The organism is Tersicoccus solisilvae, assembly GCF_014643255.1.
GTDB lineage: Bacteria > Actinomycetota > Actinomycetes > Actinomycetales > Micrococcaceae > Tersicoccus > Tersicoccus solisilvae.
Map to the genome: position 1 here is coordinate 62,554 of NZ_BMJI01000010.1, position 12,659 is coordinate 75,212.

A 12,659-nucleotide genomic window follows, 5' to 3' on the forward strand; every position below is an offset into this window, starting at 1 on the left:
TCACTGGCCGGCGGCCGGCGGGTAGCCCGGCTCGTAGGGCCGCGCGTCGTGCTGCGGCGCGGGCACGATCGAGATGAAGCCGGTCTCCGGTCCGGTGCCGTCCATGCCGGCCCGCCGCTTCCACTCCTCGTAGTCCAGCCGGCCCGGGTCCAGCTCCGCGATCGCGGTGCGGGAGATCTTCGGGTGCACGCGTTCGTCGGTCTCGTCCCGGCCGATCAGCTCCTCGTGCAGCTTCTCGCCGTGCCGCAGTCCGGTGAAGACGATCTCGACGTCACGCCCGGACATGGCGATCATCCGCCGGGCGACGTCGAGGATCTTCACGGGCTCGCCCATGTCGAGGATGAGCACGTCGCCGGGGCTGCCGATCGCGCCGGCCTGGACGAGCAGCTGGCACGCCTCGGGGATGGTCATGAAGAACCGGCTGACCTCGGGATCGGTCACGGTGACCGGGCCGCCGGCGCGGATCTGCTCGGTGAACAGGGGCAGCATCGATCCGCGACTGCCGATGACGTTGCCGAACCGGACGGACACGAAGCGGCGACCGCTGCGGTTCGCCGCCCACGCCGTCATCCGCTCGGCCATCCGCTTCGAGTGGCCGAGCACGGAGGTCGGGTTGGCGGCCTTGTCCGTGGAGATGTTGACGAAGGTCTGCACCTGCGCGTCGAGCGCGGCCCGCAGCACGTTCAGGGTGCCCAGCACGTTGGTCTTGTACGCCTCGCCCGGGTACTGCTCGAGCAGGGACACGTGCTTGAGCGCGGCGGCGTGGAACACGACCTCGGGCCGGCGGCGGGAGAAGATCTTGGTGATCGCCTCCTCGTCGCGGATGTCGGCCAGCACGGTGTCCCGACCGTCCAGCAGGCCGCGTCCGGTCAGGGAGATCTGGGTGGCCTGCAGGGCCGACTCGTCCCGGTCGACCATGATCAGCTCGGCCGGCGCGAACGCGCTGATCTGCCGGCACAGTTCCGAGCCGATGGACCCACCGGCCCCCGTCACCAGCACGCGGCGTCCGGTCAGGTAGCCGGCGATCTCGTCGACATTGGTGTCCACCGGGTGCCGGCCGATCAGGTCCTCGACGGCGACCTCCCGGAAGTCGGCGATGCCGGGTCCGCCCGCGAGCATGTCCCGCAGGGCCGGGAGCACGAGGACGCGGATCTGCTGGCCGGCCAGGTGATCGGAGATCTCGCGCAGCTTCTTGGCCTCGAGGTCCGCGACGGCGACGACGAGCACGGTGGCGCGCGTGCGGCGCACCGCGTCCGCGAGGTCCTCGGTGCGGCCCAGCACCGGGACGCTGTCGATGCGCAGGTGCTTCTTCGCGGGGTCGTCGTCGATCAGGCCGACGGGCCGGTACGGGGACTGGGGGTCGTTGTTCATCCGGCGGGCCAGCGACCCGCCGAGGAAGCCGGCGCCGTAGATCAGGGTGCGTTGCGCCGCCGAGCCCGGCTTGGCCCGGGACTCGACGTACATCCGCTTGACGTAGCGGCTGGCCGCCATGAACAGACACGCGAACGGGAACGCGATCAGCGCGGTGGAGCGGGGGATGTGCAGCGACCGGTAGAAGAGTAGCGTCACGGCCAGCAGCAGGGCGGAGACGATGATGGTGACGACCACCAGCAGCTTGGCCTCGTTGAAGCTGCCGAACACGTACCGGCCGCGGTAGAGCGCGAACGCATACCCGACGACCGCCTGCCCGGCGATGGCGAGCGCCGCGAACAGGATCACGTCCGGGACGGCGATGGCGTCGACGGTCAGCTCGTACCGCAGCACCAGGGCGAGGACGATCGCCACCATCCACGCACCGGCGTCCAGCGCGAACTGGATCCAGAACCACAGCGCCGGTTTGTCCTCCCGGGGCAGCCCTCCGGCACCGGTGGTGATCTGTGCCATCGTGCTCCGTTTCGTTCTCTCGACAGGCCACCCCCGCCCCCCGGACGGCGCGTCACCGCGATGCCGGTCTCCGCGCCGCGCGGCGGTCAGTCCGCGGCACCGGACCCGTGGACTAGGGTGGGAAATCCACCCCCACTGTACCCATCGCCGCCCCTGCCGGAGGCGGGACGGGCCGGAAGGAACCCATGCCGCAGCACTCCCCGCGCGACGCGCGGATCGCGGCCGCGGTGGTCACCCTGGACCGGCCGGACGACCTGCGAGCGCTGCTGGACGGCTTCGCCCGGCAGACCCGTCCGCTGGACTCCGTGGTGCTCGTCGACGCCGGCGCCACCCCGGTGCGGCACCTGGCGGAGGCCGCCGCGGTGCCCGTCACCTACCTGCGCTCCGAGGTGAACCTGGGCGGTGCCGGCGGGTTCGCCCTGGCCATCCTGGCGGCGCTGGCCGGCGGCGCCGAGTGGATCTGGATCATGGACGACGACGCCCATCCCGAGGACGCCGGCACCCTGGCCGCCCTGGTCGACGCCGCCACGGAACAGGGCCTCGAGGCGGTGCTGCCGCTGGTCGTCACCCCGGACGACCCGACCCGGCTCTCCTTCCACTTCCGGGTCGCCGGCCACAGCACGCACGACCGGGCCACGGTCGAGGCCGCCGGCTTCCGTGCGGACGTCGGGCACTTCTTCAACGGCGCCCTGATCCACCGCGACGTCTTCTACACCGTCGGCCTGCCGGACCTGCGCCTGTTCCTGCGCGGCGACGAGACCGACTTCATGCTCCGGTTGCGCCGGGCGGGCGTGCGGTTCGGCACCGTCACCACCGCGGCGCTGCGCCACCCGTCCGGGGAGGCCGAACTGCGGCACGTGCTCGGCGATCGGCTGCACGTGCTGGTCCCCGAGACCGACACCAAGCGCTTCTACTTCTACCGCAACCGGGGGCAGCTGATCCGGCGCTACCGTCGCGTCCGCTCCCTCGTCGCCGACGGCGTCGGATACCCCCTGTACTTCCTGCGTCGTGGGGACGTCACCGGACTCGCCGGCTGGGCGCGTCCCTTCGTCGCCGGGCTGCGCAACCGGTCCTTCGGCCCGCCCTGGAACCTGCCGCGATGACCGCGCCGCCGGTGCACGTCGTCGTCGTCACCTACAACCGGTCCGGCTACCTGCGCGGCCTGCTCGACAGCATCCTCGCCCTGGACCCCGCTCCGACCGGCGTCACCGTGGTCGACAACGCGAGCACCGACGACACGCCGGACGTGCTCGGCGCGTTCGCCGCGACCGCCCCCTGCCCGGTGGTCGTCGAGCGGCTGACCGTCAACAGCGGCGGTGCCGGGGGCTTCCGGGCGGGGGTGCGCGCGGCGCTGGCCGCCACGACGCCGGGGGCCGCCGCGTGGCTGTGGCTGATGGACGACGACGTCGTCGCGCTGCCCGACGCGATCGGCGTGATCGCGCCCTTCCTCGCCGACGCGGGCGCCGTGCACGGACGCCGCCGCGACAGAACGGGCCGGCCCTTCTTCTGGCAGAACCGCTTCAACGCGTGGCTCGGCGTGCCGCTGCCCGTGCCCGGGGACGTGTTCGCCCATGGGCCGGTGATGCGCACCGACGTGGGGTGCTTCGAGGGCATGTTCCTCAACCGGCGCACCGCCGAGCGGGTCGGGCCGCCGGACGGTCGCTTCTTCCTCACCTGGGACGACACGATGTACGGCTGGCTGATCTCCCGCACGGAACCGGTCACCTACGTCGACCGCTACGTGCTGCGCAAGATCCGCCCCCAGCGCCGGGTGGACCTGGGCGTGCGTCACCTGAACGACTCGTCCGACCTGAGCCGATACCACGTGATGCGCAATCGCGGTCACGTGGCCCGGTACCTGCAGACCGAACACCGCTGGTCCCGGCCGGGCTTCGCGCTGGGCACCGCGCTGACGGCGGGCAAGGAACTGGCCCGGCTGCTCCTCGTCGAGCGCGGCGTGCGGGGCGTGGTGCCCCTGTGGCGCGGCTGGCGGGACAGCCGGGCGATCCTGCACGACCCCGCGTGGCGGCCCGAGATGGGCGCGCCACCGGCGTGGCCGGTGCGGTCCGCGGGAACGCCGTCGCCGGGGACCGACGCGTGAGGTTCGCGGTGCTCGGAGCCCGGGGATTCATCGGCCAGGCGCTCGTCGACCGGCTCAACCGCGAGTCCGCGTCCGTGGTCACCGTCGTCGCCCCGCGGCTGCGATCGAGCGCCGGCGACGTCGACGCGGTGCTGGCGGACGCGCGGTCCGCGACCGGGGCCCTGGCCGACCTGGCCGAACGGTTCCGCGACGTGGACGTCGTGATCAACGCGGCCGGGCTGGCCGCCCCGGACGGCGCGGCCGAGGACCGGATGACCGGGGCCAATGCCGTGCTCCCCGTCGTGGCCGCCCTCGCCGCGCAGCGGGCCGGGGTCACGCGCCTCGTCCACCTCTCCTCGGCGGCGGTGCAGGGCGACCGGCCCCGCCTCGACGAGTCCGACGACCTCGCGCCGTTCTCCGCCTACTCCCGGTCCAAGGCCCTCGCCGAGCGGGCGCTGCGGCGCCTGGACGACGCCGCCGCGCCGCCGGATGCGCCGCAGGGTCCCCCCACGGCCATCGTCATCGTCCGGGCCACGTCGGTGCAGGGCGCGGGCCGGCCCACCACCGCCGCCCTCGCCCGGGTGGCGCGCTCCCCGCTCGCGTCGGTCGCGGACGGGCAGCCGCGCACGACGCCGGTGGTCTCGGTGCGCCACCTGGTCGGCTTCGTGCTGACCGTCGCCACCTGGCCCGGTCCGCTGCCGGCGGTGGTGCTGCAGCCCGGGGAGGGGCTGCGCACGGACGAGGTGCTGCGCCTGGCCGGGGGTCGCGAACCGCTGCGGGTGCCGGCACCGCTGTGCCGTGCGGCCGTGCGCACCGGCTACCTGGCCGCCCGGCTCGCGGGCGACCGGCTGCGCGGCGCCGTGCGACGCGTCGAGCTGATGTGGTTCGGGCAGGACGCGGACCCGGCCTGGGCCCGGCAGAACGGCGTCACCGTGCGCGGCGACGTGCGCGACGTGCTGCGCCGCGCCGGGCAGCAGGGCCGCACCGACCGACCCTGACGCCCGGCCGACGCGGAGCGCCGCCGGTGTCAGGCCTGCGGGACGGCCGTTCCGTCGACGATCTCCGGCACCACCTCGCGCAGCCGCTCCGGGCTCAGGGCGCCGATCCGCACGATCGTGAATGGTTCACCGGTGCAGTCCACGATGGTCGAGGGCACGTTCTCACCGCGCGAGCCGCCGTCCAGGTACAGGCCCACGGCGTCGCCGAGCTGGTCCCGGGCCCCGGCCGCGGTGGACGCCGCGGGGTTGCCGGTGCGGTTGGCGGAGGACACGGCCAGCGGGCCGGTCAGGCCCAGCAGATCGAGGGCGATCGGGTCGTCCGGCATGCGAAGGGCGACCGTGCCGCGCGTCTCCCCCAGGTCCCAGGTCAGGGACGGCTGAGCCCGCAGGATCAGGGTGAGCGGGCCCGGCCAGAAGGCGGCAGCGAGGTCGCGGGCCTGCTGCGGCACCTCGGTGGCGAGCCCGTCGAGGACCTCGGGCCGGGCCACCAGCACCGGCGGCGGCATGTTCCGGCCACGTCCCTTCGCAGCGAGCAGGGTCGCGACGGCGCGGGGCGAGAACGCGTCGGCCCCGATGCCGTAGACGGTGTCGGTCGGCAGCACGATGCACTCCTGGGCGGCCACCACCTCGTGGGCACGGGCCAGGCCCTCCGCCCGGCCGGCGTCGTCGGTGCAGTCGATGATCTCGCTCATGCGCGGGTCTCTCCGTTCGAGGTGGTGGGCGTGGCCTCCGGCGTCCTCCCGCCCGGCAGGACGCCGGAGGTGGCGCGGCGGCGGCCGGTGAGGTCGGGGTGGCCGGCGATGCCGGTGAAACCGGCCTGCGCGAGGATCCGCTCGACGCCGGGCCCCTGTTGCTCGGCGTGCTCCATCACGAGGAAGCCGCCGGGCCGCAGCGCCGCGGCCGCGGCCACGGCCGCGGCCGCGGGGTGCTCGAGCCCCCCGCGCTCTCCCCCGTACAGCGCCTCGGGCGGGTCGTGCTCGGCGACCTCCGGGTCCACCGGCACGGCGTCCGGCGGCACGTACGGCGGATTGGTGATGACGACGTCGAACGTGCCCTCCCGCCCGGCCAGCGCGGAGCGGAAGTCCCCGGCGACGAGCTCGACGCCGGTGCCGGCCAGATTGCGCTGCGCCCAGGCGAGGGCGAGCTCGCTGCGCTCGACGGCGACCACGATCGCCCCGGGCACCTCGGCGGCGACGGCCGCGGCGATCGCGCCGGAACCGGTGCCGAGGTCGGCGACGCGCGGGGTGGAGAGGCCCGCCGCGCGCAGGCGGTCCAGGGCGACCTGGACGACGGACTCGGTCTCGGGCCGCGGAACGAACACCCCGGGCCCGACGGCGAGCTCGACGGTGCGGAAGGAGGCGTTGCCGGTCAGATGCTGCAGCGGGATTCGCCGCGCACGCTCGCCGACCAGGTCCTCCAGGCCCGCCGGGGCGTCGGCACCGGTGATCGCCAGCGCCCGGACCCGGCCGCGACTCACGCCCAGCAGGTGGGCGGCGAGCAGCTCGGCGTCGGCGCGAGGCGACGGGACCCCGGCGGCGGCGAGGACGGTCGCGGCCGTGCGCAGCGCGGCGGCCAGGTCGACCGGTCCGGCGCCGGATCCGGCCGCGTCCGGGCTCACGCCACGTCCTCCCCGAGCGCCGCGAGGCGGGCCGCCTCGTCGGCGTCGATGCAGGACTGGACGACCGGTCCCAGCTCGCCGTCCATCACGGCGTCGAGGTTGTAGGCCTTGTAGCCGGTGCGGTGGTCGGCGATCCGGTTCTCCGGGAAGTTGTAGGTGCGGATCCGCTCGGAGCGGTCCATGGTGCGGATCTGGGAGCGGCGCGCGGCGGAGTTCGCCTCGTCGATCTGCTCCTGCTGGTGCGCGAGCAGCCGGGCGCGCAGCACGCGCATCGCCGCCTCGCGGTTCTGCAGCTGCGACTTCTCGTTCTGCATGGCGACGACGATGCCGGTCGGCACGTGCGTGATCCGCACCGCCGAGTCGGTCGTGTTCACGGACTGGCCGCCCGGACCGGAGGAGCGGTAGACGTCGATCTTCAGGTCGTTGGCGCCGATCTCGATCTCCTCGGGCTCGTCCACCTCCGGCAGGGCGAGCACCCCCGCGGCCGACGTGTGGATCCGCCCCTGGGACTCGGTCACGGGCACCCGCTGCACGCGGTGCACCCCGCCCTCGTACTTCAGGTGCGCCCAGACGCCGTCGGCGGGGTCGCTCGCGGAGCCCTTGATGGCGACCGAGACGTCCTTGTACCCGCCCAGGTCCGAGCCGGTCTCGGCGATGATCTCGGTCTTCCAGCCCTTCGTCTCGGCGTACCGCGTGTACATCCGCAGCAGGTCCCCGGCGAAGAGGGCAGACTCCTCGCCGCCCTCCCCCGCCTTGATCTCCAGGATGACGTTACGGCCGTCGTCGGGATCCCGCGGGATGAGCAGCCGGCGCAGCCGCTCGGTGGCGGCCTCGAGCCCGGCCTCCAGACCGGGCACCTCGGCGGCGAGCTCGGGGTCCTCGGCGGCCAGCTCGCGGGCGGCCTCCAGGTCCCCGGCGACGGCCTCGTAGCGGCGGTACGCCTCGACGATGCCGTTGAGCTGGGCATAGCGCCGCCCGAGCTGGCGCGCGCGGCGCGGGTCCGCGTGCACGGCCGGATCGGCCAGCGCGCTCTGCAGCTCGGTGTGCTCGGTGAGCAAGCCGTGCACCGACTCGAACATGGTCTCCTCTTCTCCTGGCCTGCCGGCCCGACGCGGGACAACGACGACGCCGCCCCGCCGGGTGGCCGCACCGCCGACAGCGGTGCGGCCGGCCCGGGACGGGGCGGCGTCAGGGGTGCTAGTCGTTGTCGGACTTGCTGGCGAGGGTCGTGCGACCCACCGTCATCAGGAACTCCGCGTTGGACTGGGTCTCCCGGATCTTGCCGGTCAGCAGTTCCAGGGCCTGCTGCTGCTCGAGCCCCGAGAGGACGCGGCGCAGCTTCCACATGATCTTGACCTCCTCCGGCGAGAGGAGATTCTCCTCGCGCCGGGTGCCGGAGGCGTTGACGTCGACGGCCGGGAAGATGCGCTTGTCCGCGAGGTTGCGGGACAGCCGCAGCTCCATGTTGCCGGTGCCCTTGAACTCCTCGAAGATCACCTCGTCCATCTTCGAGCCGGTCTCGACCAGCGCGGTGGCGAGGATGGTCAGCGATCCGCCGTTCTCGATGTTGCGGGCCGCGCCGAAGAACCGCTTCGGCGGGTACAGGGCCGCCGCATCCACGCCACCGGAGAGGATGCGCCCGGAGGACGGGGCCGCGTTGTTGTACGCGCGGCCCAGGCGGGTCATCGAGTCGAGGAGGACGACGACGTCCATGCCCATCTCCACGAGGCGCTTGGCCCGCTCGATCGCGAGCTCGGCGACCGTCGTGTGGTCGTCTGCCGGGCGGTCGAACGTCGAGGCGATGACCTCGCCGCGGACCGACCGCTGCATGTCGGTGACCTCTTCGGGACGCTCGTCCACCAGCACCATCATCAGGTGCACCTCGGGGTTGTTGGTGGTGATCGCGTTGGCGAGGGCCTGCAGGATCATCGTCTTGCCGGCCTTCGGCGGGGAGACGATCAGACCGCGCTGGCCCTTGCCGATCGGGGCGACGAGGTCGATCACGCGGGGGCCGATGCGCTTGGGCTCGGTCTCCAGGCGCAGCCGCTCGGACGGGTACAGCGGGACGAGCTTGGTGAACTCGACCCGGTCCTTGTTGTCCTCCGGGTTCTTGCCGTTCACGCTGGTCAGCTTCACCAGGGCGTTGAACTTCTGGCGTGCGCTCTGGCCCTGGTTGGCGGTGTTCTCGCCGTCCCGGGGGGCGCGGATGGCGCCGACGACGGCGTCGCCCTTGCGCAGGTGGTACTTCTTCACCTGGTTCAGCGAGACGTAGACGTCGTTCTGGCCGGGCAGGTATCCGGACGTGCGGACGAACGCGTAGTTGTCGAGCACGTCGAGGATGCCCGCGACGGGCAGCAGCACGTCGTCGTCGGTGACCTCGGTGTCGTCGACCTCGGGGCCCGCGTTGCGGCGACGGCGGTCGCTGCGATCACGGAACCGGTCGTTGCGCTCGTCCCGGTTGTTCCGGTTCCGGTTGCGCCGGTTCCGGCCGCCACGCCCGTCGTCGTCGTTCCGGTTGTCGTTGCGCGCGTCGTTGCGGTTGTCGTTCCGGTTGTCGTTGCGCGCGTCGTTCCGGTTCTCGTTCTCGTCCCGGTCCCGGTTGCGGTTGCGCTCACGGCGGGACTGCCGGCTCTCCTGGCGGGAGCCGCTGTCCTCGCCCGACCCGTTCTGCCCGGACTGCTGCGGGGTGTCCTGACCGTTGTTCTGGCCGTTCTGGTTGTTCTGGCCGGACTCGCGCTTCTCGTCGCGGTTGCGGTTCCGGTTGCGCTGCCGGCGGCCGGACTGCTCCCCGTCGCCGGACTGCTCCCCCTCAGCCTGCTCGGGACGGCGGCCGGAGGCCTGATCGGCCGGCTGGTCGGCCTGCTGGCCGGAGCCCTGCTCGGCGGTCTGCTGGTCCGACTGGTCGGACCGCGCGCCCGCCTCGGCGGACTCGACGACGCCGGTGCTGCTCGCACGGCGGCTGCGGCCGCGGCCGGCACGCTCCGGAGCACCGCCGTTCTGGGCGCCGCCGTTCTGGGCACCGCCGTCGGCGGTGCGGTTCTCGGCGGCCCGGTCGGCCACGGACGAGCCACGCTGGTGGTTGCTGATGGCGGTCACGAGGTCGCTCTTGCGCATCCGGGAGCCGCCGCTGATGCCGAGCTGACCGGCGAGGGCCTGCAGCTGGGCCAGCTTGAGGCCGGCCAGCCCGTTCGCGCGGGGCCCCTCGGAGGCCGCGCTCTCGGACGACCCGCCGTCCGACGACGTCGCGGCGGCGTCGGACGTGACGGTCGGCCCCGCCTGCGCGGCGGCCTCGAGGGTCACGGCCTCGGTGTTCGCGCGTCGCGAGTCGGCGACGACGCCCTGGTCGGCCGTCGTGGCCGGGACACTGTCCCCGGCGACGCGGTCGTTCTCCGTCCCTGGCAACAGGTCGGTGGTGTTGGTCACGAAGGATCCTTCCCCCTCGATATCCGGTCGTCACTGGACGACGACCGTCGGGTAGTGGCTGAGCCGACCGCCTCGCGGCCGGCTCCCGCGCCCAGCTCCCTGATCAAGCCCGCAGGACTGCGAACGGCCTGCTCAGGGTCGGGGCGGTGGGGTCTTCTCATCAGCCGGCGGATGCCCGGTCCGGGTCTGATCCACGCGCGGAGCGGGGGTGCTCCGAGGGCGGCAAGGAAGGAGAAGAACTGCACCTGGTGCGACGGCGGGAACGAGCCGGGCGGGCCGGCCGAGAACCGGCTGGACCGCGAAAGGCTTCTCCCCGCTGGGCGCACAAGCCGTGTGGCGATACCGGAAACATAACACCTGACGCGTCGCGCGAACGGGAGGCCCGCTGTCCGGTGCCTCCCGCGTGGTCTCACGCGGGAATCGAACGGCTGTGGTCGGCTCTCGAAGCACTGCTGTGCAGGACGACCCCAGAATCCGGGTCTCCGTCTGTCAGGCGGCTGCGTCAGATGGTCGTTGCCGGTGTCGCCTCAGTCTCGGTGCTCTTCGATTCTAGCACCCTCGCGCCCCACGGCCGGGGTCCGCACCGTCCACCGGTCGGCGTCCCCGGTGCGGGAGGTGTGCTCCCGCACGGCGTGCACCACCGCGTCGCGCTGCGCCGGATCGACGGCGAGCGTGAGCACGCTGGGCCCGGCCCCGGAGACGACGGTCGCGTAGCCCTGCGCGCGCAGGGTGCGGAGCAGGTCCGCACTGGCCGGCATGGCCTCGGCGCGCACGTCCTGGTGCAGGTAGTCCCGCGTCGCCGGGAGCAGGAACCCGGGCGCGGACGTCATCGCATGCACCAGCAGTGCGGCTCGCCCGGTGTTGGCCGCGGCCTGGGCGTGGGAGACCGACGGCGGCAGCAGCCCGCGGCTGACCTCGGTGGACAGCTCCGTGGTGGGGATCGCCATCACCGGGCTGACCGCGGGCGCGACCGGCACGACGGCGTGGCCGAACGTCCCGTCGTCGTGCTCCCAGGAGACGACGAGCGAGCCGAACAGGGCCGGGGCGACATTGTCCGGGTGCCCCTCCAGGCGGGAGCACCACTGGAACAGGTCCTCCTCGTCGCTGCGTGCCGCCGCGGGCAGCAGCGCGTTGGCCGCGAGCACGCCCGAGACGATGGCCGCGGCCGAGGACCCCAGGCCCCGCCCGTGCGGGATCACGTTGACGGCGTCCAGGTGCAGCGCCGGGGCCCGGTACCCGGCGCGCTCGAGCGTGCGGCGGATCGTGCGGACCACCAGGTGGGACTCGTCGCGCGGTACCTGTCCGGCGCCCTCGCCCGCGACCTCCACGGACAGGGCGGGGCCGGCATCGGTGTCCACCGTCAGCTCGTCCCGCAGGTCCAGGGCGAGGCCGATGCTGTCGAATCCGGGACCGACGTTGCCGACGGTGGCCGGCACGCTCACCCGCACCCGCTGCCCGGCGGCGACCGGGGTCGGTTCACCGTCCCGGCGGGGCGCCGTGCCCCCGTCCAGGCCACCGTCGAAGCGGCCGTCGCCCAGGGTCACCCCCGTCATCTCAGGCCAGCCCGAGGGCGTCCGCGACGCTGACGACGTCGAACGGCACGCGCGTCGGCTCGATCGCCGCGCCGTCGGCGGACTTCAGGGCCCAGTCGGGATCCTTCAGGCCGTGCCCGGTCACGGTGATGACGATCGTCTGACCGGGCTCGACCTCACCGGCGGCGTGCTTCTTGAGCAGCCCCGCGACGCCGGCGGCGGAGGCGGGCTCGACGAACACGCCCTCCTTCGCGGAGAGCCAGCGGTGCGCCTCGAGGATCTGCTCGTCGGTCACGGACTCGATCACTCCGCCCGACTCGTCGCGGGCCGCCTCGGCCTGCTCCCACGACGCGGGGTTGCCGATCCGGATCGCCGTCGCGATGGTGTCCGGCTCGGTGACCGGGTGCCCGAGCACGATGGGCGCGGCACCCGCGGCCTGGAAGCCCCACATCCGGGGCCGCCGCGTCGCCACGGGGGCGAGCGTCTGCCCCGCGAGGTCGGTCCACGGCTGCGCGTACTCGGTGTAGCCCCGCCAGTAGGCGGTGATGTTGCCGGCGTTGCCGACGGGCAGCAGGTGCAGGTCCGGGGCGTCGCCGAGCGCGTCGACGACCTCGAAGGAGCCCGTCTTCTGCCCCTCGATCCGCGCCGGGTTGACCGAATTGACGAGGAACACCGGGTACGCCTCGGCGAGCTTGCGGGCCACCTCGAGACAGTTGTCGAAATTGCCGTCGACCTGCAGCAGCGTCGCCCCGTGCGCGAGCGCCTGGCTCAGCTTGCCGAGGGAGATCTTGCCCTCCGGCACGAGGACGGCGCAGGTGAGGCCGGCCTGCTTGGCGTACGCCGCGGCGGAGGCCGACGTGTTGCCGGTCGACGCGCAGACCACGGCCTGGGCGCCGGCGGCCTTCGCGGCCGTCATCGCCATCGTCATGCCCCGGTCCTTGAAGGAGCCGGTCGGATTCATGCCCTCGACCTTGATCCGCACGTCGCAACCGGTCAGCTCGGACAGGTGCCGCGCGGGCACGAGCGGGGTGCCCCCCTCGCCGAGGGTGATCACCTCGGTCTCGTCCGTGACCGGGAGCCGGTCGGCGTACTCGCGGATCACGCCGCGCCACTGGTGAGCCATG

General features: G+C 73.5%; 10 protein-coding genes. 3 read left to right on the forward strand and 7 right to left on the reverse strand.

Annotated features, from left to right (window positions below; translation table 11 throughout):
- Entirely contained in the window at nucleotides 1-1,884 is a 1,884-nt protein-coding gene (locus IEX22_RS09505; protein WP_188668101.1) for a polysaccharide biosynthesis protein, read from the reverse strand.
- Between the two features lie 185 nt (nucleotides 1,885-2,069).
- Between IEX22_RS09505 and IEX22_RS09510 the strand changes: the two genes are divergently transcribed.
- Genes IEX22_RS09510 through IEX22_RS09520 form a run of 3 tightly spaced genes read left to right on the forward strand, consistent with a single transcriptional unit; the run spans nucleotide 2,070 to nucleotide 4,962 of the window.
- Entirely contained in the window at nucleotides 2,070-2,987 is a 918-nt protein-coding gene (locus tag IEX22_RS09510; RefSeq protein WP_188668102.1) for a glycosyltransferase, read from the forward strand.
- Nucleotides 2,984-3,985 (forward strand): glycosyltransferase, encoded by a 1,002-nt coding sequence (locus IEX22_RS09515; protein ID WP_188668103.1) that lies wholly within the window; start codon nucleotides 2,984-2,986, stop codon nucleotides 3,983-3,985. The genes IEX22_RS09510 and IEX22_RS09515 overlap by 4 nt, the downstream gene beginning before the upstream one ends.
- Entirely contained in the window at nucleotides 3,982-4,962 is a 981-nt protein-coding gene (locus IEX22_RS09520) for an NAD-dependent epimerase/dehydratase family protein (protein ID WP_188668104.1), read from the forward strand. The genes IEX22_RS09515 and IEX22_RS09520 overlap by 4 nt, the downstream gene beginning before the upstream one ends.
- Nucleotides 4,963-4,991: 29 nt before the next feature.
- On the opposite strand, the gene IEX22_RS09525 is transcribed toward IEX22_RS09520, so the two are convergent.
- The 6 genes from IEX22_RS09525 to thrC form a co-directional block, all read right to left on the reverse strand.
- Nucleotides 4,992-5,654, reverse strand: a complete 663-nt coding sequence (locus IEX22_RS09525) for an L-threonylcarbamoyladenylate synthase (protein ID WP_188668105.1) — start codon at nucleotides 5,652-5,654, stop codon at nucleotides 4,992-4,994.
- Nucleotides 5,651-6,580, reverse strand: coding sequence for a peptide chain release factor N(5)-glutamine methyltransferase (gene prmC, locus IEX22_RS09530; protein ID WP_188668106.1), 930 nt, complete (start codon nucleotides 6,578-6,580; stop codon nucleotides 5,651-5,653). The genes IEX22_RS09525 and prmC overlap by 4 nt, the downstream gene beginning before the upstream one ends.
- The gene (gene prfA, locus IEX22_RS09535; protein WP_188668107.1) at nucleotides 6,577-7,659 is read right to left on the reverse strand and encodes a peptide chain release factor 1; all 1,083 of its coding nucleotides are present in this window, start codon (nucleotides 7,657-7,659) and stop codon (nucleotides 6,577-6,579) included. Before prfA ends, prmC begins: the two co-directional genes overlap by 4 nt.
- A gap of 118 nt (nucleotides 7,660-7,777) precedes the next feature.
- Nucleotides 7,778-9,880 (reverse strand): transcription termination factor Rho, encoded by a 2,103-nt coding sequence (gene rho, locus IEX22_RS09540; protein ID WP_188668133.1) that lies wholly within the window; start codon nucleotides 9,878-9,880, stop codon nucleotides 7,778-7,780.
- Between the two features lie 650 nt (nucleotides 9,881-10,530).
- Nucleotides 10,531-11,514: a homoserine kinase gene (gene thrB, locus IEX22_RS09545; RefSeq protein WP_438816616.1), complete on the reverse strand. Its 984-nt coding sequence runs from the start codon at nucleotides 11,512-11,514 to the stop codon at nucleotides 10,531-10,533.
- Nucleotides 11,515-11,557: 43 nt separating this feature from the next.
- A complete protein-coding gene (thrC, locus tag IEX22_RS09550; protein WP_188668109.1) occupies nucleotides 11,558-12,658 on the reverse strand; it encodes a threonine synthase in 1,101 nt (366 codons plus the stop codon).
- Nucleotide 12,659 lies beyond the last annotated feature (1 nt).

Bases quoted from the DNA above. Each gene is read 5' to 3' on its own strand.
- IEX22_RS09505 (WP_188668101.1), bottom strand. From the start codon at position 1,884: ATGGCACAGATCACCACCGGTGCCGGAGGGCTGCCCCGGGAGGACAAA.
- IEX22_RS09510 (WP_188668102.1), top strand. From the start codon at position 2,070: ATGCCGCAGCACTCCCCGCGCGACGCGCGGATCGCGGCCGCGGTGGTC.
- IEX22_RS09515 (WP_188668103.1), top strand. From the start codon at position 2,984: ATGACCGCGCCGCCGGTGCACGTCGTCGTCGTCACCTACAACCGGTCC.
- IEX22_RS09525 (WP_188668105.1), bottom strand. From the start codon at position 5,654: ATGAGCGAGATCATCGACTGCACCGACGACGCCGGCCGGGCGGAGGGC.
- prfA (WP_188668107.1), bottom strand. From the start codon at position 7,659: ATGTTCGAGTCGGTGCACGGCTTGCTCACCGAGCACACCGAGCTGCAG.
- thrC (WP_188668109.1), bottom strand. From the start codon at position 12,658: ATGGCTCACCAGTGGCGCGGCGTGATCCGCGAGTACGCCGACCGGCTC.